The following is a 19,791-nucleotide window of genomic DNA, read 5'->3' as shown; positions in this document are numbered from 1 at the left end:
ACTTTGCTGGCAGAGGGACAGGTTGCAGGGTGTCCGCCAACAAGGAACCTGTGCTGGGTGGAGCAACGGTCACGCGCCGGTGAAGACCGGCTTCTCCTTGGCGAGGAACGCGGCGACGGCGGCCCGGTGGTCGGAGGTCGCGCCGGTCAGCGTCATGTAGTCGCCCTCGGTGGCCAGCGACTCGCTCAGGCCGTGACCGGAGCTGAACGCGACGGCGCGCCGGATCGACCCGTAGGCGAGCGTCGGCCCTGCGGCCAGCTTGGTGGCCAGCTCAGTCACGGCGACGTCGAACTCGTCCGCGGTGACGACGCGCGTGACCAGGCCTAGCGACAGGCACTCCTCGGCTGGCACCGTGCGGGGGAGGAGCAGCAGCTCCTTGGCCTTCGCGGGCCCGACGATCCGCTGCAGCGACCAGGACGTGCCGGAGTCGCACGACAGCGCGATGCCGGCGAACGCCAGGTTGAGGCCCGCGCTGTCGACCATCACGCGGAAGTCGGCCGCCAGCGCGAACCCGGCACCGGCTCCCGCAGCCACCCCGTTGACTGCTGCGACGACCGGTTTGTTCATCGTCGCGAGCAGCTCGACGACGGGGTTGTAGTGCCGGGCCACGGTGTCCCAGAGCGAGGGGTCGTCGTTCTGGAGCAGGGTGATGTGCTCGCGCAGGTCCTGGCCGACGCAGAAGGCGCGGCCGCTGCCGGTCAGGACGACACAGCGCACGCTGGGGTCCTGGGCGACGTCCGTCAGGGCGCTGACCAGCGCGTCCTTCGTGGCGATGTCCAGGGAGTTCATCGCGTCGGGTCGGTTGAGGCGGACCGTGGCCACCGCGCCGTCGCGCTCGACGAGGACGAGGGAGCTCGGCTGGGTGGTCGCGTCGCTGGTCGTGTCGGTCATGCCGCCATCCTGCCGGACCGTCGTCGGACCCGGATTTCGCCTGTGAGGTGGTTCACGGGATAATGGAGCAAATCTGGCGCGCGCGGGACTGATCACAGGCACTGGCGTGGATCCGCGTGGCCAACAGCAGACCACGCCAAACGGAAGGACACTCATGGCGGCAATGAAGCCGAGGACCGGCGACGGCCCGCTCGAGGTGACCAAGGAAGGTCGCGGCATCGTCCTGCGCATGCCGCTCGAGGGTGGCGGCCGCCTCGTCGTCGAGATGACTCCTGACGAGGTCCGCGCCCTCGGCGACGCGATCACCAACTGCGAGGGCCTGAAGTAGTCCCCACCGCACGTTTCGAGGACCCCCATCGGCACCAGCCGGCGGGGGTCCTCGCGCGTGCAGGGGTATGCCGCGGCCGCACCGCGGGTGGGTAGGGTCGAGTCCGTGCGTGCACCCGAACTGCTCGACCCGGCAGCCAGCGTCTGGACCATCTCGGCAGAGCCCTTGGCCGACGTCCTGGCCGACCTCGACCCCGCCGACCTCCTGCTGGCCCTCCCGGTGCCCACCGGGGGACTGCCGCTGACCGGGGCCACGGCCAAGGCGCTGACGCTGGTGGGCCTCGACGCCGCAGCGGTGTCGGCCACCTACGAGCCCAAGCCCGAGGCCGGGTCGGTCACGACGATCCCGCTCCCGCCGGGCGAGCGCCCGGCGCGAAAGGTGCTGCTCGTGGGGGTCGCCGGAGGCGCCGCAGCCGACCTGCGCGCCGCCGGTGCGGCGCTCGGCCGGGCGGGCAAGGGCCATGCTGCGCTGGTGACGACGGTCGGCGGCGGCACGTCCCGAGCCGTCCAGGCGGCGCTGGCCGAGGGACTGGCCCTCGGCGGCTACGCCAGCCCGCGGTGGGTCCGCGACGACGCCGCGCCGGCCTCCGCTCCTGCGGCAGAGGTCGCCCTCGTCGGGTCCTACGACGAGCCGTCCGTGCGGCACTCGGTGGTGCGAGCCCGCGCCACCATGCTCGCCCGCAACCTCGCTGTCGTCCCCTCCAACACCAAGAACCCCGCGTGGGTCGCCGCCCAGGCCAGGACGCTGGCGGGCCGCAGTGGGCTCGACGTGCGCGTCTGGACCGAGCGTGAGCTGAAGGCCGAGGGCTTCGGCGGGCTGTTGGCGGTCGGCGCCGCCTCCGCCACCCCGCCGCGTCTCGTGCAGCTCGACTACGCACCCGAAGGCGCCACGGCCCGCACGCCGCGCGTCGTGCTCGTCGGCAAGGGCATCACCTTCGACACCGGCGGCCTCGACATCAAGCCAGCCGACGGCATGCTCGCGATGAAGACCGACATGAGTGGTGCGGCCATCGTCCTCGCGGTGCTGGCCGCCTGTCGTGAGCTCGCGGTGCCGGTGAAGGTGACCGGCCTGCTGGCGCTCGCCGAGAACGGCGTCGGCGGCGCGGCATACCGGCCCGGTGACGTCGTCACCCAGTACGGCGGGCGGACCGTCGAGATCGGCAACACCGACGCGGAGGGACGCATCGTCATGGCCGACGCCCTCGCCTACGCCGACCTGCACCTCGACCCGACAGTGCTCCTCGACATCGCCACGCTCACCGGTGCCGCCCGCGTCGCGCTCGGTCGGTCGATGGCCCCGGTCTACGCCACGGACGACGCCCTCGCCCGTGCGCTCGTGACCGCGGGGGAGGCGACCGGGGAGCTGCTCTGGCCGATGCCGCTGGTGGAGGACTACCGGGCCGGCCTCGACAGCGACGTGGCCGACATCAACCACATCGCGGGCACCGGAGGCGGTGGTGGCTCGATCTCGGCAGCATTGTTCCTGCGTGAGTTCGTGGGCGCGCGACGCTGGGCACACCTCGACATCGCCGGGGTGGGTCGCTCCGACGTCGACCGCGGACTCCTCACCAAGGGCGGGACGGGCTTCGGTGCCCGCCTGCTGCTCACCTGGCTGGAGGAGATGTCATGAACGCCGGATACGGCCTGAGCGTGCGCTGGTCCCTGGAGTCCGCACCCGAAGGGGTGGCCCAGGAGCTGCGCGACTACGTCGTCGGGACGTCGATGGCCAAGTTCATGTTCCTCGACGGCCTCGCCTTCAAGACCTGGCGGATGGTCGAGGGGCAGTGGTTCGAGGGCACCTACGTCTTCGACGAGAAGGTCTACCGCGACGACTTCCAGCGCGAGTTCTCCGCCACCGCCGCCGAGTCGGCCGGCAGCGGCATCATCGGCTCGGCGCCGACCCTGATCGAGCCCTTCGAGGTCGTCGCGATCGCCGAGGGTCCGGGCCGGTTCCGTCGCGGCCCCGGTCCCGGCTCCGCCTGACCTGTCCCCGCAGCCGGCGACGCTATCTCATGCAAAAGGCGAGTTAGCGCCGCCCGACAACGGCGCTAACTCGCCTTTTGCATGAGATAGCCACGCGTCAGCGCTTGACGGCCGCCAGCACGCCGTCGCCCACCGGCAGCAGCGCGGGGATGAGGCGTTCGTCGTCGCGCAGCGCCTTGCCCAGGTCACGCAGCACCGACGTCTGCTCGTCGCGCGCGGCCGGGTCGGCCACCTTGTCGTGCCAGAGCATGTTGTCGAGCACGAGCACGCCACCGGAACGCAGCAGGCGGATGCCGTGGCTGACGTACTCGGGGTACTCCACCTTGTCGCCGTCGATGACCACCATGTCGTAGGCGCCGTCGGTCATCCGGGGGAGCACGTCGAGCGCCCGACCGGTGATGACCCGGGTGCGCTGGTGGGCGATGCCGGCCTCGGCATAGGCCTTCTTCGCGACACCCTGGTGCTCGGCCTCGACGTCGATCGTCGTGAGGATGCCGTCCTCCGGCATGCCCTGGAGCATCCACAGACCCGAGGTGCCCGCGCCGGTGCCCACCTCGACGACCGACTTGGCCTTGACCGCAGCCGCGAGGAGTCGCAGCAGCACCCCGGCGCCGTTGCCGACCGGAGTGGCCCCCAGCTCCTCGCCCCGGCGCCGCGCCGACTCGATCACCTCGTTCTCGGTGACGAACTCCTCGGCGTAGGCCCAGCTGGCCGGCTTCTGTGCGCTCATGCGCCAAACCCTACTGCCGCGAACGCCGCGAACCGGGCACCGCGGCATACAGGGAACGCTCAGGTTGTTGGGGAACGATGCAAGCCACTCGGTCGTCTGGACCGAATGACAGGTGTGCGCCGCCCGGCGCTCGACGGAGGTGAGGGACGTGACCGCGACCGACACGATCGGTACGCCCCGGCAGGACGTCCAGGGGGACGCCCAGGAAGGACCCGCGTGGGTCCCGCCGACCTGGGAAGAGATCGTCGAGCAGCACTCAGCCCGCGTCTACCGCCTGGCCTACCGCCTCACCGGCAACCCGCACGACGCCGAGGACCTCACGCACGACGTGTTCATCCGCGTCTTCCGCTCGCTGCACAGCTACCAGCCCGGCACGTTCGAGGGCTGGCTGCACCGCATCACGACCAACGTCTTCCTCGACAAGATGCGTCGCAAGCAGCGCATCCGGTTCGATGCGCTGTCCGACGAGTCCGCCGCCCGGCTGCCCACCCGTGAGGCCGGTCCCGAGGCCGCCTTCGACGCCACCCACTTCGACGACGACGTCCAACGCGCGCTCGATGCCCTGTCACCTGACTTCCGGGCGGCCGTCGTGCTCTGCGACATCGAGGGCCTGTCCTACGAGGAGATCGCCGCGACGTTGGGCGTCAAGCTCGGCACCGTGCGCTCGCGCATCCACCGTGGCCGCGCCCAGCTCCGTGAGGCCCTCGCGCACCGTGACCCCAAGCTCGCCCGTCCCGCCGTGGACGCCGACCGTGCGCCAGTGACCAAGCGCCGGATCCCGGTGCTCGGCCGGGCGGTGCCGGGATCACGGTGACCCGCCCAGGGTGGACCGGTGTCGCGAGTGCGTCGTTCAGCGCGCGCGGCCGGTGCCTCGGCGACCAGCTGACCTCCTACGCCGACCGGGCGATGGACGACGCGACCCTGCTGCGGTGGGACCGCCACGTCGTGGCCTGCCAGTGCTGCCGCGCCGCCGTGGACGAGGAACGGCGCGTGCTCTCGGCGCTGCGCTCCTCGGCCGGCTCCCCGGTCCCGGGTGACCTGCGCGGGATGCTGCTGGCGCTGGCCACGCACATGCCGCCGTCCGGGCCCGACGGCACGAGCGCGACCCGGGCCCCACTGCTCCCACCCATCCCGGTGGCGCCGGTCCGCGTCGTCGACCGCGGCACTCCCGCGCTGCACCGCTCGGCCGGGCGGGCGACCGTCTACGCGGGTCTGGCCGCCGGGGCCAGCGCTGCTGCGGCGCTGAGCCTCGTGGTGAGCGGTGGCCTGACCTCGACGAACCCCACCGCACCACCCGTCGTACAGCGCGCCAAGCCGGTCAGCCCGGGTTTCGCGACGGCTGCCTTCACGGTGCCCGGGCTCGGCGGCTCGCCGTCCGGCCCCTCTGCCACACCCTCTGTGGGCACGGTGCGTGGTCGTTCGGCACAATCGACTCCATGAGCGACGAGCGAGACCCGGAAGGCCACGACCGGCCGACGCCCGCCGACCCCTCCTCCGACCTCTCCTCCGACCTCTCCTCCGACTCGTCCGAGGTCCGTCCCGGACCGACGGCCGACGCGACGTCCGCGCCGATCCCCGCAGCCGCCGCTCCCACCGCCGAACCCGCCTGGGACCCCTGGGCCCCGCCCGGACGTGGCAGCGGCGACTACACCCAGCCCGTCGACCTGACGCACACCCAGGAGCTCCAGGGTCCGCCCACCCAGGGTGCAGCTGCTGGTGCGGCCACCGGTGCCCCCGGTGCGCCGGACACCCCCGGGGCCGGACCGGTCTGGGCCGCGGAGCCGACCGGGTGGCCGTTCGACGACGTCCAGACCCAGGGCACTGACGTCCCCGCCGGGGCCACTTCCGCCGCCCCCACCGGATTCCCCACCGAGTCAGCCGGCCACCCGGCATACCCGGCCGCCCAGGCCAACAACAACCCGCAGACCACGAGCGCGGGCTGGGACCCGATCACCAGCCCCACCGCAGACGCCGGGTATGCCGGCCAGCCGACCCCGTGGGTCGGCCAGCGTCCGCCCGAGGCGACGGCCCCGCAGCAGAAGGGACCCGGCTGGGGTGCCCTCGTCGCCGTGGCCGCCATCGCCGCGCTCGTTGCCGCGGGCCTCGGTGGCGTGTTCGGTGGCTGGCTGGGGGCGACCGGACGCGTCGACTTCGGCAGGCTCGACCGCACGCCCTCGTCGATCCCGTCGGCTGGTGCGGGCTCGACCGCTCGGCCCCCGGGGTCGATCGCCAACATCGCGGCCAACGCGCTCCCGAGCGTCGTGACCATCAAGGTCGACGGGGCCGACGGCGGCGGCACCGGGTCCGGCTTCGTGCTCGACCGCGACGGCCACATCATCACCAACAACCACGTCGTCGCGAGCGCCGCCAGCGGAGGCACGATCAAGGTGGAGCTGTCCAACGGCACCGAGATCGACGCCACCATCGCCGGGCGGGACGGCTCCTACGACCTGGCCGTCCTCAAGACCGACCGCACCGACCTCGTCCCGCTCGTGATGGGGTCGTCCAAGGACGTCGTCGTCGGCGACCAGGTGATCGCGGTGGGTGCGCCCCTCGGGCTCGAGTCCAGCGTGACCAGCGGCATCGTCAGCGCGCTCAACCGACCGGTCAGCCCCGGCGGTGACGGCAACCAGCAGTCGTTCATCAACGCGATCCAGACCGACGCCGCGATCAACCCGGGCAACAGTGGCGGGCCGCTGCTCAACATGGCAGGTCAGGTGATCGGCGTGAACTCCGCCATCGCGCGCGTCCCGGGAGCCACGGACACCCAGTCGGGCAACATCGGCGTCGGCTTCTCGATCCCGAGCGACCAGGTGGTCAAGACCGCCGAACAGCTCATCAAGACCGGCTCGGCCCAGCACCCGGTCATCGGTGTGGTGCTGGACCGCGAGTTCACGGGTGACGGGGTGCGGATCCTGTCCAAGGAGAGCGACACCAGCGGTCCGCCGGTGGACCCCCAGGGTCCTGCGGGCAAGGCCGGGATCAAGCCCGGCGACGTGATCGTCGAGTTCGACGGCCGCCGGGTCACCGACCCCGACGACCTCGTCGTGGCGATCCGGGCCAAGAGCGTGGGTGACGACGTGTCGATGAAGGTGCGCCGTGGCAGCGAGACGATCAGCGTCACCCTCACCCTGTCCGGCTCGGGCAAGTAGGAGAGCGCACCATGGCAGGCATCAACGGCTGGGAGTTCATCGCGATCATCGTGCTGGCGGTGGTGATCCTCGGTCCCGAACGACTGCCGGAGTATGCCGCGAAGCTGGGTCGCCTGGTGCGCCAGGCGCGGGCGATGGCCGAGGGTGCCAAGGGCCAGCTGCGCGAGCAGATGGGGCCGGAGTTCGATGACATCGACTGGCGTCAGTACGACCCGCGGCAGTACGACCCGCGTCGCATCGTGCGAGAGGCGCTGCTCGACCCGAACCCCGCAGAGGCCGACGGGACTCCTCCGACCTTTGCCGCCAGCACCGGAGGTTACGACGCGACCAAGCCGACGCCCTACGACGACGACGCGACGTAGGTCCTCCCGCTGGCACGGCGGCGCTAATCCATGCAAAAGGCGAGTTAGCGCCGCGCGAGGCCGGCGCTAACTCGCCTTTTGCATGAGATGCCGACGGGCTCAGCGGCCGACGGGGGACAGGCCGAGCGAACGACCGGCGAGACCGCGGGACCGGGTCGCGAGACCGCGCGCGATCGCGCGCAGCGACACCGCGGCAGGCGACTCGGGATTGCGCAGCACGACCGGCATGCCCTGGTCGGCGCCCTCACGGAGGTTGACGTCGAGGGGGATCTGGCCGAGCAGCGGCACGTCGGCGCCGACCGCGCGGGTGAGCGAGTCGGCCACGGCCTGACCGCCACCCGACCCGAAGATCTCCTGCCGCGAACCGTCCGGCAGCTCGAGCCAGGACATGTTCTCGATGACCCCGACGATCCGCTGGTGCGTCTGCAGCGCAATGGATCCCGCGCGCTCGGCGACCTCGGCCGCAGCCTGTTGGGGAGTGGTCACCACGAGGATCTCGGCGTTCGGGATCAGCTGGGCGACCGAGATGGCGATGTCGCCCGTGCCCGGCGGGAGGTCGAGGAGGAGGACGTCGAGGTCGCCCCAGAAGACGTCGCCGAGGAACTGCTGGAGGGCGCGGTGCAGCATGGGTCCACGCCACACGACGGGCTGGTTGCCGGGCACGAACATCCCGATGGAGATGACCTTCACCTCGTGGGCGATCGGCGGCAGGATCATGTCGTCGACCTGCGTCGGCCGGTGCTCGACGCCGAGCATCCGCGGCACCGAGAAGCCGTAGACGTCCGCGTCGACCACGCCCACGCGCAGCCCGCTCTGGGCGAGCGACGCGGCGAGGTTGACGGTGACCGACGACTTGCCGACCCCGCCCTTGCCGGAGGCCACGGCATACACGCGGGTGAGGGAGCCGGGCTTCGCGAAGGGGATCTCGCGCTCGGCGGTGCCGCCGCGCAGCTGCTGGCGCAGCGCCACGCGCTGCTCGTCGCTCATCACACCCAGCGTGACGTCGACGCCGGTGACGCCGGGCACCTTCGACAGGGCCGCGGTGGTGTCCTTGGTGAGCGTGTCCTTCATCGGGCAGCCCGAGACGGTGAGCAGGATGGTCACGGCGACCCGACCACTGGCGTCGACCGTGACGCTCTCGACCATGCCGAGCTCGGTCACGGGCTTGCGGATCTCGGGGTCGATGACGGTCGTCAGCGCTTGGTGGAGGGCGTCGTCGGTCACCGGGGCAGCCGCAGACCCGCCGTCGTTGAGGGCGTCGCTCTGGGCGTCGCTCGAGGTGTCGCTGGGGCTGGGGCACATGCCCCCATGTTAGGTCGCGCCCTGGTCCCTCGAAGAACCGGTCGCGCCCGACAGGCTGTCGTCTGCCTCACGTCGGCGCACCTCCAGGCCGCGTTCCTCGAGCTCGTCGAGCAGCCCACGCAGCTCGGAGCGGACGAAGTCGCGGGTGGCGGCGTCGCCCATCGCGTGCCGCAGTGACGCGACCTCGCGGGTGAGGTACTCGGTGTCGGCGAGGTTGCGCTCGTCGCGCGCGCGGTCCTGTTCGAGCGCGACCCGGTCGCGGTCGGCCTGCCGGTTCTGGGCGAGCAGGATGAGCGGCGCGGCATACGAGGCCTGCAGGCTCAGCATGAGCGTGAGGAAGATGAACGGGTAGTTGTCGAACCGCCACTCCTTGGGCGACACGAGGTTCCAGATCACCCAGAAGACGACGAACACCGTCATGGCGATGAGGAACGCGGCGGTGCCCATGAAGCGGGCGAACTGCTCGCTCCAGCGCCCGAACGTCTCCTGGCTCATGGTGGGGCGCGGCAACAGGGCCCTGCGGGTCTCGCGGGGCTGGTCGAGCCGGCTGGACGCCACCCGGCGGTCGCGCTCAGCCATGGGTCACCTCGTGCCGGTCCTCGCGCCAGTCGTCCGGGAGGATGTGGTCGAGGACGTCGTCGACGGTGACCGCACCGATGAGCCGGCCGTCGGCGTCGACCACGGGGACGCCGACGAGGTTGTAGGTGGCGAGGATCCGCGTCACCTGGCCCAGCGGGGCGTCCGCCGTGAGCGGCTCGATCTCCTTGTCGAGGATGCCCCCGATGGCGCCGTGGGGAGGCTCGCGCAGCAGCCGCTGGATGTGGACGATGCCGAGGAACTTGCCGGTGGGGGTCTCGTGCGGAGCGCGGCAGACGTAGACGGTGGACGCGAGGGCGGGGGAGATCTCGGCCCGGCGGACGACGGCCAGCGCCTCGGCGATCGAGGCCTCCGGACCGAGGATGACCGGCTCGGTGGTCATCATGCCGCCGGCCGACTCCTCGTCGTAGGTCAGCAACCGGCGCAGGTCGGCGGCCTCGTCGGGCTCCATCAGCTGGAGGAGCTCCTCCTGCTTCTCGGCGGTGAGGTTGTGCAGCAGGTCGGTGGCGTCGTCGGGCTCCATCGCCTCGAGGACGTCTGCGGCGCGGCCGACGGGCAGGGTCTCGAGGATCTCGACCTGGTCGTCCTCGGGCAGCTCCTCGAGCACGTCGGCGAGCTTGTCGTCGTCCATCGCCTCGGCCACCTCGGCCCGGCGCTTGGGGGACAGGTCGTGGATGACCCCGGCGAGGTCGGCGGACTTCAGGTCGTCGTAGGTCTCGAGCAGCATCGCCGCGGACTGCCCGGCGGTGGACTGGTGGATGCCGGTCACGTCCTCGACGGGCACCAGCACCGTGGCGCCGCGGCGACGTCGGAACGGCCCGAGCGTGCTGCGAGCCGCGCCCTGCCGCACGAACACCTTCGACATCGCCCAGTCGCGGCTGCGCTCGCGCTCGATGGCGACGTCCTCCACGGTCGCCTCGTAGTCGCCCTCGGGGTCGTGCACGGTCACCGGTCGCTCGAGGATCTCGGCCATGACGAGCACCTCGTTGGTGCGCTGCTCGAACCGGCGCATGTTGACCAGCCCGGTGGTGATGACCTGCCCGCCGTCGACGGACGTCACGCGCGTCATCGGCACGAAGACCCGGCGACGACCGGGCACCTCGACCACGAGGCCGATGATGCGGGGACGGCGGCGGGAGGCGCCGAACGTGACGACGACGTCGCGGACGCGACCGACCTGGTCACCGAGCGGGTCGAACACGCTCAGGCTGGTCAGGCGGCCGACGAAGACGCGCGACGGAGTGCTCACGCCGCAAGGTTATCCGGCTGGTCAGCCGTCGTCGGGGAGGCGGTTCCCGCGCCGTCGTCGTGGTCGTCCGCGCCAGTGCCACGGGCGCCAGGTCGCGGTCGTGGCCTCGCTGGGCGGCGGCGGTGCGGCGCCGGAGGTCGTGGGGTAGGACCCCGGACCCTCCACGGGAGTCCCGAACGGCCGCAGCGCCCGCACGGTGCACTCGCGGGCCCACCGCTCGACCGCGTCCTCGGAGGCGTTCAGCCGCCCGGCCCGCAGGGCCTCGGTCGCGGCGTCCCAGCCCTCGTCGGCGGGGCCGATCTCGTGGACGGTGGCCTGGACGGTGAGCAACCGTCCGCCGGTGTCCTTGCTCCGGAGGATGAGCAGCACCTCCTCGGGCAACCACGGCAAGGTCTGCTCGCCCGGGCCGGACACGGCATACACGGTCTCGTCGGCCCACGCGTGCCAGAACGGCCACGCGCGGTCGCCGGGGGGCTGGACCCACATCAGACCGGACTTGGTCGCCGCCTCGGCGAACAGGGCGGTGACGTTGACCGGCGTGACGGTGAGGGGGGTGGTCGCGGTGACGTCGAGCGGCGTCGGCGCGGCGCCGCCGTCGGCAGGCTCGCGCGCGGGCTCGGTCACACGTGAACTGTGTCATAACCGCGGTGAGACTGTCGCTGCTAGCGTCGCCGCGTGCGCAGCCCCAAGGACTTCTTCGCCCCACTGGCGGTGGGTGCTCCCACCCCGCTCACGCAGGTGCCCTCGCGCCCCTCGCGCGTGATCCACTTCTTCGACCCGAGCAACGAGAAGATGGCCGCCAAGGTCCCGGCCATGGTCGGCACCGTCGACGTGCTGCTCGGCAACCTCGAGGACGCGGTCAAGGCCGACCGCAAGGAGGCCGCGCGGGCTGGGCTCGTCGAGATCGCCCGCGCCACTGACTTCGGCGACTCCACCCAGCTGTGGACCCGGGTCAACTCGCTCGACAGCCCCTGGGTGCTCGACGACCTCACCACCCTCGTCACGGAGGTCGGCGACAAGCTCGACGTCATCATGGTCCCGAAGGTGCAGGGGCCCGAGGACATCCACTACGTCGACCGGCTGCTCGCGCAGCTCGAGGCGCGCGCCGGCCTCCAGCGCCCGATCCTCGTGCACGCGATCCTCGAGACCGCTCGTGGTGTCGCCAACGTCGAGGCCATCGCCGGCGCCAGCCCGCGCATGCAGGGTCTCTCGCTCGGCCCGGCCGACCTCGCGGCAGACCGACGGATGAAGACCACGCGGGTCGGCGGTGGGCACCCGGGCTACCTCGTGCGGCAGGACCCCCCGGCTGGCGTCGAGGACGCCGTCAACGCGAGTCGCCAGACCTACCAACAGGATCTGTGGCACTACACGATCGCGCGGATGGTCGACGCCTGCGCGATGCACGGGATCTTCCCCTACTACGGGCCGTTCGGTGACATCAAGGACGTCGTGGCCTGCGAGGACCAGTTCCGCAACGCTTTCCTGCTCGGCTGTGTCGGCACCTGGTCGCTGCACCCGGTGCAGATCGAGATCGCCAAGCGGGTCTTCAGCCCGTCCGCCGAGGACGTCGCCCACGCGCGCCGCGTCGTCGAGGCGATGGGCGACGGCACGGGTGCCGTGATGCTCGACGGCAAGATGGAGGACGACGCGTCCCTCAAGCAGTGCCAGGTGATGCTCGAGCTCGCGGAGCGGCTCGCCGCCACCGACCCCCAGCTCGCGCAGCTGTATGCCGCGGAGCCGCGTTCCGGTGATGGCGACGGTGCGCGACCGTGACGGTGCCTGACGTGGTGGACACCACGGCATACCGACCGCGGCGTTCGGTGCTCTACCTGCCCGCGTCCAATGAGCGGGCGCTGGAGAAGGCCAAGACCCTCGCCGTCGACGCCCTGATCCTCGACCTCGAGGACGCGGTGGCCCCCGACGCGAAGGACGCGGCGCGCGACAACGCCTGCGCCGCGGCCCGGTCGGGCGAGTACGGCCGCCGCGAGCTGGCGATCCGGGTGAACGGGATCGGGACGCAGTGGCACGATGCCGACCTGCGCGCAGCCTGTGCGGCCGGGCCCGATGCGGTCGTCGTGCCGAAGGTCGGGTCGGGCGACGAGGTGCGCGCCCTGGTCGCTGCGATGGAGGCGGCCGGTGCTCCTGGGCACACCGCCCTCTGGGCCATGGTCGAGACCCCGCAGGCGATGCTCCACTGCGAGGAGATCGCGGGCGCGTCCGACCGGCTCACCGTGCTCGTGATGGGCACCAACGACCTCGCCAAGGAGCTGCACGCCGAGCACGTGCCCGGTCGGGCGCCGCTGCTCACCGGGCTGTCGCTGTGCCTCCTGGCGGCTCGGGCCACGGGGACGGTGATCCTCGACGGCGTCTACAACGACGTGAAAGACCTCGAGGGCTTCGAGGCCGAGTGCACCCAGGGGCGTCAGCTGGGCTTCGACGGCAAGACCCTCATCCACCCCGGACAGGTCGACCCGTGCAACGCGGCGTTCGCGCCGAGCGAGGCCGCCGTGGAGGACGCCAGGGCCGTGCTCGCGGCTTGGGAGGCCGGTGCGGGGGCCGGTGTTGTGACGCTCAACGGGCGGCTCGTCGAGAGCCTGCACGTCGAGACGGCGCAGCGGGTGCTGGCGACCCACGAGGCGATCACGGCACTCGGCGAGGGCTGACCCGGCCTCGGCTGGACTCGCACTCCTGGCCACCGGTGCCGCAGGTTGGCCTTCGCGGGGCGGTCCGTGCCGCACCAGTGGCCAGAAGTGCGGCTGTTGAGAAATCAACAGGGCAACGGGGGCAACCTTTCGGCCCTCCGCTGCGTCTTGGTGTTTGCGGTCGCCCTCGGGGAGGGCGTCCGCGCCATGTCGGGGGACGTGGCGACCGGCCCGGGGGCGCGCGCACAGGGAGCGCCGCCCCGGGCCGGACAGCTCGCGATGGTCACGATTCGGCGTGGGGGACAACCGAAACGCGGACCAGTGCGTCACCATGACTGACAAGGCGTCGCCTGCGGACCGCGTCCGCCGGCCAGGGAAGGGGACTCGATGGACCGCAGGCGGACTGGACCACGTGCGGCGCTGGCTGCCTCGGTGCTGGTCGGCGCGCTCGCGCTCGGCGGGTGCGGAGGCATCACCTTCGGCAAGAACACCTCGGCGACTCCCTCGGCAGCCGTGGGCACGACCTCGGCCACCGACCCCGCGACGACCGACCCCACGACGCCGGAGCCGACGGACACCGTCACGGCGGGCCCGACCACCCCGGTGCACACGACCGCGACGGCCACGCCGAAGCCGACGACCAAGCCCACCCCGCCCAAGCCGACCCCCAAGCCGGTCCCGACCGAGGGCGACACCCTGCACTCGGGCGACCAGGGTCCCTACGTCAGGCAGGTGCAGCAGCGGCTGTCCGCCCTCGGCTACTGGAACGGCTCGGCCGACGGCGTCTACGGCGGCCTGACCTCCCAGGCGGTGATGGCCCTGCAGAAGACGGCCGGACTCGGCCGTGACGGAGTCTTCGGCCCAGCCACGCGACGCGCCCTGCAGAACGGCGTCCGCCCACAGTCGCGGATCGGTGGCAGTGGCATCGAGATCGACAAGGCCCGCCAGCTCCTGCTCGTCGTGCGCGGTGGCAGCGTCACGATGGTCCTCAACACGAGCACCGGCAGCGGCGAGCAGTACACCAGCGAGGGCAACACCCGCACCGCACTCACCCCGGCGGGCACCTTCAGCACCTTCCGCTCGGTCAACCATCTCGACAAGGGCCCGCTGGGTGACCTCTGGCGCCCGCGCTACTTCAACGGGGGCATCGCGGTGCACGGCGCCGGCAACGTCCCGGGCTACCCGGCCTCGCACGGCTGTGCGCGGGTCAGCAACCCCGCCATGGACATGATCTGGGCCAACGAGATCATGCCGATCGGCGGTCGCGTCACCGTCTACTGACGGTCGTACTGCTCGCGCACCCACTCGAGCTGTGGACCGCCGTGGCTCGTCCAGTACTCCGCCGTGTGCCCGCCCTTGTCGAAGGTGAGCTCCGCCGACGGAAGGACCTTGCCGAAGGCCCGGTTGCCGGCCACGAACGGGTCGGAGCGTCCGCAGTCCATCCGGACCGGGATCTTCGAGAGCACGTCGGTGCGCTCGAACACGTCGTGGGCCTCGAAGTCCTCGCGGTCGTCGAAGGCCCCTGCCGCGCTCAGCCCCGGGTCGGTCCACAGGGCGGCACTCTCCGCGACCACCGCGAAGACCTGGTCCGGTCCGAGCTCGCTGGCCAGCAGGAGGGACCCGTAGCCACCCATCGACCAGCCGAGGAAGGCGACCTTCCCCTCGTAGCCGGTCTCCCGTCGCATGAGCGGCAGGAAGTCCTCGACGACCATGGCGCCGGTGTCGACACCGCCCCGGCGGGCGTGCCAGTAGTAGTCGCCGCCGTCGACCGACGCCAGGGTGACCCCGGCCGAGCGCACGTGCTCCTGCAGCTTCATGATCCGGAAGGCGTGCGTCGCGTCGCCGCCCTTGCCGTGCAGGACGACCACGAGCGGCGCGGGCGTGGTGACGTCCTGCGTCTGCTGCGCGAGCTGCCAGTGGATGTCGCGGCCCGGCCAGTGCCCACTGCGCAGCGAGCCGGACCGCACGGCGACGTCCGGGGCGTCCGGGCCACGACAGCCGGCCAGGGCCAGCCCGCCGGCCAGGGCCAGCCCGCCGGCACCCGCCGCGCCGGCGAGCAGGGTGCGGCGGGTGATCGTGGACATGGCCTCACCCTAGGACGAGTCACGCCCGGACCTCGGTATGCCGCGTGGCCCGCTACCAGCGCGAGGTCGCCTCGGCGACGAGGTCACCGAGCAGCTCGCCCTCGTCGACCTCGAGCCCCTTGCTGACGAACCAGCGGCACATGTTGGTGACGTCGCGCTCCAGGAACTCGAAGCCACGCGGGTTGCCGATGATGTCCACGATCTGCGGCCAGTCGATGATGACCAGCCGCTCGCGGTGCAGCAGCACGTTGTAGGGGGACAGGTCGCCGTGCGTCCAGCCGCGCTTGGCCAACGTGATCATCGAGGTGCGCAGCTGCTCGAACAGCTCGGGCAGCAGGTCGGCCGACGGGCGGGTCTGCGCGAGGCGTGGCGCCGCCTCGCCGGGCTCGCCGATGAACTCCATCAGCATCTCGCGGTCGCTCAGCTGTACGGGGTAGGGGACGGGCAGACCCATCTCCCACAGGGCGGCCAACGCCTCGAACTCGGCCACGGCCCACTGCCCGGAGAGCAGCTCCTTGCCGAACTCGGTGCGCCGAGCCATGGCCCGCATCTCGCGGCTGCGTCGGACCCGTCGGCCCTCGTGGTAGCCGGCGTCCCGGTGGAACATCCGGTGCTCGCCGGTGCGGTAGCGCTTGGCGGCGAGGAACGAGTCGACGGCAGGCGTGGTCGTGCCGTCCGGCAGCCAGCGCCGGACGATGTGGACGTCAGCCTCCTTGCCGGTCTTGAGGACGCCGAGGTCGGACTCGACGGCGCCGAGCGCGGTGATGACCCAGTCGGGTCGGGGTTTCGGACCGTGCGTTGCACCGTCCCAGCTGGACCAACGCTCGCCCTCGGGGGGTGCGTCGGGAAGGCTGTCAAACGAGAAGGAGAGGTGCTCCTGGAACTGCATGGGTGGACTCCATCGAACGAAGGGAAAGGGCAGCGGACGTGCCCAGGACAGTGATGGACATCTCGTGCCTCCTTCGGTTGATGCAGTCGTCCCTGCGAGAGGGAGTCGTCCGCGCGGCCCGGTGCCACGCGGCATACCCGGAGAGCGTGACAGGCCAGCCCCGTGTTCCGCCACTGATTTATCCAGGGCTGCAGACAAGGGCTTCGCGGAGCGCTAGTTTGTAGTACTACAAGGGAGCAACAAAGGGGGTCTGATGATCTGGACAGCGGCCATCGTGGGCGTGATGGCGCTCATCGGAGGCGGCGCGTTCTTGCCGTCCGTGCGGCGCGGTGCAGTCCAGCGCGAGGCGGTGAAGGTCGCGAAGGCGGCCTACCCCGCCGAGCCCGGTGAGGACTGGCCGGCACTGTGGACTCGCCTCAACAGGCGCTACCTGAGCACCTGGATCGGCGCCTCGGTCGGGCTGGCGGTCGTCCTGGCCGCATTCGCGGCGTTCTCGGCAGAGACGATCGCAGCCGGCGCCAGCTACTTCGGAATCCTCACCCTGTGCGCCTGTCGAACCATCGGGACGATCGTGGGGCATCTTCGATCCCTCAGGCTGCGACCTGGGGCAGCACGGTTGGTCACGTTGCATCGTCGGGAGCTGCGCGACTACCTGCTTCCCGGGGAAGCGGTGCTGCTCCGCCTGGCGCCGGCCGTGCCCCTCGCCGCCATCGTCTACGGCGTCGCTTTGGCAGGAGTCGAGGCGGCCTCGCCCACACTGTGGCTGGGGATCGTGGGAGGCGGCGTGATGGGCCTTGGGGTCGGACTGCTCGCCGTCCCGCTGGCCCGCCGCACCCTGGCGGCGCCTGCGGACGCCACCACTGCTGGTGGGCTCGTCTGGGCCGAGGTGCTTCGGGCCATGAGCCTTCGCGACATCTGTGCAGGGATGTGGTCGCTGGCCGCGACGGGAGCGGGCCTTCCCCTGATACCGCTGCTCACGGACGCTCGTGGGTCGGAGCGCTGGGTCATCGCGCCAGCAGCTGGTATCGGGGTGGCAGCCGCAACGGTGGTCTGCGGCCTGGCCTGGGTCGCAGCGTCCGACATCAACCACCAGTGGGCCCGACGGCACGCGCTGGAAGGTGTGGTCTGATGCTGTTTCGGCTCGACCCGGAGTCGACCGTCCCGGTCTACGAGCAGATCGTCGACGCGGTGACGGATGGGATCCTCGACGGCTCGCTGGTTCCGGGCACGCGGCTTCCCACGGTGCGGCAGCTGGCTGGCGACCTCGGCGTGGCGACCAACACCGTCGCCAAGGCCTACCGCCAGCTCGAGAGCGAGGGTCACGTCGCGACCTTGGGACGCAACGGGACCGTCGTCCAACCTCGGCCGGCCCGGGACGACGTCGACGACGAGCTGCGAGCCGCCGCGGTCCTGCTGGCTCGAGCGGCCCAGCGCCGGGGAGTGGACCTCAACACAGCGATCGGCCGGCTGCGCCAGGCCTGGTAGCCGGCTCCGGAGGGGGCGGGTGGGGAGGCTCACACGGCCCGAACCTGTGCTGGGACTGGGCCACTCGGCATACTCGCGGGAGGGCCTGATCCCGAATCGCATCCCTCCGAACCGCAAGGTGGCGAACCGCATGTCCCGACTCCAGCAGACCGATGGCCTGACCGAGGAGCAGACGGAGCTGGTCAAGCTCGTGCGCGAGTTCGTCAACGAGCAGATCATCCCGGTGGCGCAGGAGCTCGAGCACAAGGACGAGTACCCCACCGACATCGTCGAGGGCATGAAGGAGATGGGGATCTTCGGGCTGATGATCCCCGAGGAGTACGGCGGGCTGGGGGAGTCGCTGCTCACCTATGCGCTGGTGGTCGAGGAGATCGCGCGCGGCTGGATGTCGGTGAGCGGCATCGTCAACACCCACTTCATCGTCGCCTACATGCTGCTGCAGCACGGCACCGAGGAGCAGAAGCAGAGGTACCTGCCGAAGATGGCGACCGGCGAGATCCGTGGCGCCTTCTCGATGAGCGAGCCGGGTCTGGGCTCGGACGTCTCGGCGATCCGGACCAAGGCCGTCAAGGGCGAGCCGGTCGATGGCGTCGACACCTGGTCGATCACCGGACAGAAGATGTGGCTCACCAACGGTGGAAGCGCGAATCTCGTTGCGGTGCTGGTGAAGACGGACCTCGGGGCTGAGTCCGTCTACAAGAACATGACGACGTTCCTCATCGACAAGACCGCAGGCTTCGGCGAGACCGCCCAGGGCGTCACCATCCCCGGCAAGATCGAGAAGATGGGCTACAAGGGCGTCGACACCACGGAGATGGTGCTCGAGGGACACCAGACCACCAGCGCCCAGATCCTCGGTGGTGAGCCGGGCAAGGGCTTCTACCAGATGATGGACGGCGTCGAGGTCGGCCGCGTGAACGTCGCCGCCCGGGCCTGTGGGGTCTCGATGCGGGCCTTCGAGCTCGGGATCGCCTACTCCCAGCAGCGCGAGACGTTCGGCAAGAAGATCGCCGAGCACCAGGGCATCCTGTTCCGCCTGGCCGACATGGCGACCAAGGTCGAGGCCAGCCACCAGATGATGGTCAAGGCCGCGCGGCTCAAGGACGCCGGCGCGCGCAACGACCTCGAGGCCGGCATGGCCAAGTACCTCGCCGCCGAGAACTGTGCCGACGTGGTCGAGCAGTCGTTCCGCATCCACGGTGGCTACGGCTACTCCAAGGAGTACGAGATCGAGCGCCTCTACCGCGAGGCCCCGATGCTCCTCATCGGCGAGGGCACCGCCGAGATCCAGAAGATGATCATCGGCCGCCGCCTCCTCGAGGACTTCGCTGTCAAGAAGTAGTCGCACTCAAGAGCTGAGGGTATGCCGCGTGGCCGGCCACGCGGCACACCACAGGTCCCGATCGGGTGCCGTCCAGCGGCCTCCCAGCAGGCTTTGACACACTGGTGCCATGAGCACGCAGCCGAATGCCATGGCCAGGTCCCGCGCGGTCCTGACGCTGGAGTACCCGATGTCGCTCGGGCGGTACGACACCTACGACAAGGCGCAGAAGGCCGTCGACTACCTGTCCGACCACGAGTTCCCGGTGCAGAACGTCCTGATCGTCGGCACCGACCTCAAGCAGCTCGAGCGCGTCACCGGTCGGCTCACCAGACGACGGGTCGCAGTCGGAGGTCTTGTCTCCGGCGCGTGGCTCGGCCTCTTCGTGGGCCTGATCTTCTCGCTGCTCGACACCGGCAGCAACGGCGCCGGGTTCATCGGGGTGCTGCTCACGGTGGCGTTCGGTGCCGTCTTCGGCCTCGTCTGGGCGCTGATCGGCTACGCCCTGACCGGTGGGAACCGGGACTTCACGTCGGTGATGCAGGTCGTGGCCACCCAGTACGAGGTGCTCGTGGAGCACAAGTTCGCGGCCCAGGGTCGTGAGCTCCTGACCAGAATGGACCCGATGGCAGCGGCGCAGGCCCAGGTCGACGCCGCCCGGGAGGCCGAGCGCCAGCGCGCCGCCAGCGAGCAGGCGCAGCAGACACCCCCGCCGTCGGTCTGAAGCCCCGTTGTTCGGAAGATGAGCCGGGTCCTGGCCCGGCGGATCTTCCGAAC

General features: G+C 71.1%; 22 protein-coding genes. 14 read left to right on the top strand and 8 right to left on the bottom strand.

The features are described 5' to 3' along the window. Nucleotides 1-69: 69 nt before the first annotated feature. A complete protein-coding gene (locus tag ACXJKD_RS07015) occupies nt 70-891 on the bottom strand; it encodes an enoyl-CoA hydratase/isomerase family protein (protein ID WP_457253749.1) in 822 nt (273 codons plus the stop codon). Nucleotides 892-1,045: 154 nt separating this feature from the next. Between ACXJKD_RS07015 and ACXJKD_RS07010 the strand changes: the two genes are divergently transcribed. The 3 genes from ACXJKD_RS07010 to ACXJKD_RS07000 all read left to right on the top strand — a co-directional run bounded on the left by ACXJKD_RS07010 (nt 1,046) and on the right by ACXJKD_RS07000 (nt 3,201). Beyond that, nucleotides 1,046-1,219: a DUF3117 domain-containing protein gene (locus ACXJKD_RS07010; protein ID WP_082592686.1), complete on the top strand. Its 174-nt coding sequence runs from the start codon at nt 1,046-1,048 to the stop codon at nt 1,217-1,219. A 105-nt stretch (nt 1,220-1,324) separates the two neighbouring features. Continuing rightward, on the top strand, nt 1,325-2,848 hold the full coding sequence (locus ACXJKD_RS07005) for a leucyl aminopeptidase family protein (RefSeq protein ID WP_457253748.1): 1,524 nt from the start codon (nt 1,325-1,327) through the stop codon (nt 2,846-2,848). Further along, entirely contained in the window at nt 2,845-3,201 is a 357-nt protein-coding gene (locus ACXJKD_RS07000) for a hypothetical protein (protein WP_457253747.1), read from the top strand. Before ACXJKD_RS07005 ends, ACXJKD_RS07000 begins: the two co-directional genes overlap by 4 nt. A 97-nt stretch (nt 3,202-3,298) precedes the next feature. Here ACXJKD_RS07000 and ACXJKD_RS06995 read toward each other — a convergent pair whose 3' ends face one another. Beyond that, nucleotides 3,299-3,931, bottom strand: a complete 633-nt coding sequence (locus ACXJKD_RS06995) for an O-methyltransferase (RefSeq protein WP_344130275.1) — start codon at nt 3,929-3,931, stop codon at nt 3,299-3,301. Between the two features lie 166 nt (nt 3,932-4,097). Here ACXJKD_RS06995 and sigE point away from each other — a divergent pair, with 166 nt between their 5' ends. Genes sigE through ACXJKD_RS06975 form a run of 4 tightly spaced genes read left to right on the top strand, consistent with a single transcriptional unit; the run spans nt 4,098 to nt 7,445 of the window. Continuing rightward, entirely contained in the window at nt 4,098-4,745 is a 648-nt protein-coding gene (gene sigE, locus ACXJKD_RS06990; protein ID WP_457254168.1) for an RNA polymerase sigma factor SigE, read from the top strand. Continuing rightward, entirely contained in the window at nt 4,742-5,371 is a 630-nt protein-coding gene (locus ACXJKD_RS06985) for a hypothetical protein (protein ID WP_457253746.1), read from the top strand. Before sigE ends, ACXJKD_RS06985 begins: the two co-directional genes overlap by 4 nt. Further along, nucleotides 5,368-7,083 (top strand): trypsin-like peptidase domain-containing protein, encoded by a 1,716-nt coding sequence (locus ACXJKD_RS06980; RefSeq protein WP_457253745.1) that lies wholly within the window; start codon nt 5,368-5,370, stop codon nt 7,081-7,083. The genes ACXJKD_RS06985 and ACXJKD_RS06980 overlap by 4 nt, the downstream gene beginning before the upstream one ends. Before the next feature lie 11 nt (nt 7,084-7,094). Then, a complete protein-coding gene (locus tag ACXJKD_RS06975) occupies nt 7,095-7,445 on the top strand; it encodes a twin-arginine translocase TatA/TatE family subunit (RefSeq protein ID WP_457253744.1) in 351 nt (116 codons plus the stop codon). A gap of 99 nt (nt 7,446-7,544) precedes the next feature. On the opposite strand, the gene ACXJKD_RS06970 is transcribed toward ACXJKD_RS06975, so the two are convergent. Genes ACXJKD_RS06970 through ACXJKD_RS06955 form a run of 4 tightly spaced genes read right to left on the bottom strand, consistent with a single transcriptional unit; the run spans nt 7,545 to nt 11,217 of the window. Beyond that, entirely contained in the window at nt 7,545-8,747 is a 1,203-nt protein-coding gene (locus ACXJKD_RS06970; RefSeq protein ID WP_457253743.1) for an Mrp/NBP35 family ATP-binding protein, read from the bottom strand. A 9-nt stretch (nt 8,748-8,756) separates the two neighbouring features. Then, on the bottom strand, nt 8,757-9,326 hold the full coding sequence (locus ACXJKD_RS06965; protein WP_457253742.1) for a DUF1003 domain-containing protein: 570 nt from the start codon (nt 9,324-9,326) through the stop codon (nt 8,757-8,759). After that, on the bottom strand, nt 9,319-10,593 hold the full coding sequence (locus ACXJKD_RS06960; protein WP_457253741.1) for a magnesium transporter MgtE N-terminal domain-containing protein: 1,275 nt from the start codon (nt 10,591-10,593) through the stop codon (nt 9,319-9,321). Before ACXJKD_RS06960 ends, ACXJKD_RS06965 begins: the two co-directional genes overlap by 8 nt. A gap of 21 nt (nt 10,594-10,614) precedes the next feature. After that, complete coding sequence (locus ACXJKD_RS06955) at nt 10,615-11,217, bottom strand: hypothetical protein (protein WP_457253739.1); 603 nt, start codon at nt 11,215-11,217, stop codon at nt 10,615-10,617. Nucleotides 11,218-11,268: 51 nt separating this feature from the next. On the opposite strand from ACXJKD_RS06955, the gene ACXJKD_RS06950 reads away from it, so the two are divergent. From ACXJKD_RS06950 to ACXJKD_RS06940, 3 genes are all read left to right on the top strand, one after another. Beyond that, entirely contained in the window at nt 11,269-12,366 is a 1,098-nt protein-coding gene (locus ACXJKD_RS06950; protein WP_457253738.1) for an HpcH/HpaI aldolase/citrate lyase family protein, read from the top strand. Beyond that, entirely contained in the window at nt 12,363-13,256 is an 894-nt protein-coding gene (locus ACXJKD_RS06945; RefSeq protein WP_457253737.1) for an HpcH/HpaI aldolase/citrate lyase family protein, read from the top strand. The genes ACXJKD_RS06950 and ACXJKD_RS06945 overlap by 4 nt, the downstream gene beginning before the upstream one ends. A 366-nt stretch (nt 13,257-13,622) precedes the next feature. After that, the gene (locus ACXJKD_RS06940) at nt 13,623-14,516 is read left to right on the top strand and encodes a L,D-transpeptidase family protein (RefSeq protein WP_457253736.1); all 894 of its coding nucleotides are present in this window, start codon (nt 13,623-13,625) and stop codon (nt 14,514-14,516) included. On the opposite strand, the gene ACXJKD_RS06935 is transcribed toward ACXJKD_RS06940, so the two are convergent. Both ACXJKD_RS06935 and ACXJKD_RS06930 read right to left on the bottom strand, forming a co-directional pair. Beyond that, a complete protein-coding gene (locus tag ACXJKD_RS06935) occupies nt 14,510-15,319 on the bottom strand; it encodes an alpha/beta hydrolase-fold protein (protein WP_457253735.1) in 810 nt (269 codons plus the stop codon). The genes ACXJKD_RS06940 and ACXJKD_RS06935 overlap by 7 nt on opposite strands. A 52-nt stretch (nt 15,320-15,371) precedes the next feature. Beyond that, on the bottom strand, nt 15,372-16,208 hold the full coding sequence (locus tag ACXJKD_RS06930) for a serine protein kinase RIO (protein ID WP_457253734.1): 837 nt from the start codon (nt 16,206-16,208) through the stop codon (nt 15,372-15,374). 253 nt (nt 16,209-16,461) lie between these two features. Here ACXJKD_RS06930 and ACXJKD_RS06925 point away from each other — a divergent pair, with 253 nt between their 5' ends. The 4 genes from ACXJKD_RS06925 to ACXJKD_RS06910 all read left to right on the top strand — a co-directional run bounded on the left by ACXJKD_RS06925 (nt 16,462) and on the right by ACXJKD_RS06910 (nt 19,738). Further along, nucleotides 16,462-17,337 carry a hypothetical protein gene (locus ACXJKD_RS06925; protein WP_457253733.1) on the top strand — a complete coding sequence of 292 codons (876 nt, stop codon included), beginning with the start codon at nt 16,462-16,464 and terminating at the stop codon, nt 17,335-17,337. Continuing rightward, complete coding sequence (locus ACXJKD_RS06920) at nt 17,337-17,693, top strand: GntR family transcriptional regulator (protein WP_457253732.1); 357 nt, start codon at nt 17,337-17,339, stop codon at nt 17,691-17,693. Before ACXJKD_RS06925 ends, ACXJKD_RS06920 begins: the two co-directional genes overlap by 1 nt. Nucleotides 17,694-17,823: 130 nt before the next feature. After that, complete coding sequence (locus ACXJKD_RS06915; RefSeq protein ID WP_457253731.1) at nt 17,824-19,035, top strand: acyl-CoA dehydrogenase family protein; 1,212 nt, start codon at nt 17,824-17,826, stop codon at nt 19,033-19,035. Between the two features lie 109 nt (nt 19,036-19,144). Continuing rightward, nucleotides 19,145-19,738, top strand: coding sequence for a general stress protein (locus ACXJKD_RS06910; protein WP_457253730.1), 594 nt, complete (start codon nt 19,145-19,147; stop codon nt 19,736-19,738). Nucleotides 19,739-19,791 lie beyond the last annotated feature (53 nt).

This window comes from Pedococcus sp. P5_B7 (genome assembly GCF_054049895.1).
Note: the sequence above shows the minus strand (reverse complement) of the source record. Positions and strands in the feature narration are given on the sequence as shown.

Bases quoted from the DNA above. Each gene is read 5' to 3' on its own strand.
- ACXJKD_RS07000 (WP_457253747.1), top strand. From the start codon at position 2,845: ATGAACGCCGGATACGGCCTGAGCGTGCGCTGGTCCCTGGAGTCCGCA.
- ACXJKD_RS06995 (WP_344130275.1), bottom strand. From the start codon at position 3,931: ATGAGCGCACAGAAGCCGGCCAGCTGGGCCTACGCCGAGGAGTTCGTC.
- ACXJKD_RS06940 (WP_457253736.1), top strand. From the start codon at position 13,623: ATGGACCGCAGGCGGACTGGACCACGTGCGGCGCTGGCTGCCTCGGTG.
- ACXJKD_RS06935 (WP_457253735.1), bottom strand. From the start codon at position 15,319: ATGTCCACGATCACCCGCCGCACCCTGCTCGCCGGCGCGGCGGGTGCC.
- ACXJKD_RS06910 (WP_457253730.1), top strand. From the start codon at position 19,145: ATGAGCACGCAGCCGAATGCCATGGCCAGGTCCCGCGCGGTCCTGACG.
- ACXJKD_RS06975 (WP_457253744.1), top strand. From the start codon at position 7,095: ATGGCAGGCATCAACGGCTGGGAGTTCATCGCGATCATCGTGCTGGCG.
- ACXJKD_RS07015 (WP_457253749.1), bottom strand. From the start codon at position 891: ATGACCGACACGACCAGCGACGCGACCACCCAGCCGAGCTCCCTCGTC.
- ACXJKD_RS06930 (WP_457253734.1), bottom strand. From the start codon at position 16,208: ATGCAGTTCCAGGAGCACCTCTCCTTCTCGTTTGACAGCCTTCCCGAC.
- ACXJKD_RS06915 (WP_457253731.1), top strand. From the start codon at position 17,824: ATGTCCCGACTCCAGCAGACCGATGGCCTGACCGAGGAGCAGACGGAG.
- ACXJKD_RS07010 (WP_082592686.1), top strand. From the start codon at position 1,046: ATGGCGGCAATGAAGCCGAGGACCGGCGACGGCCCGCTCGAGGTGACC.
- ACXJKD_RS06980 (WP_457253745.1), top strand. From the start codon at position 5,368: ATGAGCGACGAGCGAGACCCGGAAGGCCACGACCGGCCGACGCCCGCC.
- ACXJKD_RS06925 (WP_457253733.1), top strand. From the start codon at position 16,462: ATGATCTGGACAGCGGCCATCGTGGGCGTGATGGCGCTCATCGGAGGC.
- ACXJKD_RS06970 (WP_457253743.1), bottom strand. From the start codon at position 8,747: ATGTGCCCCAGCCCCAGCGACACCTCGAGCGACGCCCAGAGCGACGCC.
- ACXJKD_RS06920 (WP_457253732.1), top strand. From the start codon at position 17,337: ATGCTGTTTCGGCTCGACCCGGAGTCGACCGTCCCGGTCTACGAGCAG.
- ACXJKD_RS06965 (WP_457253742.1), bottom strand. From the start codon at position 9,326: ATGGCTGAGCGCGACCGCCGGGTGGCGTCCAGCCGGCTCGACCAGCCC.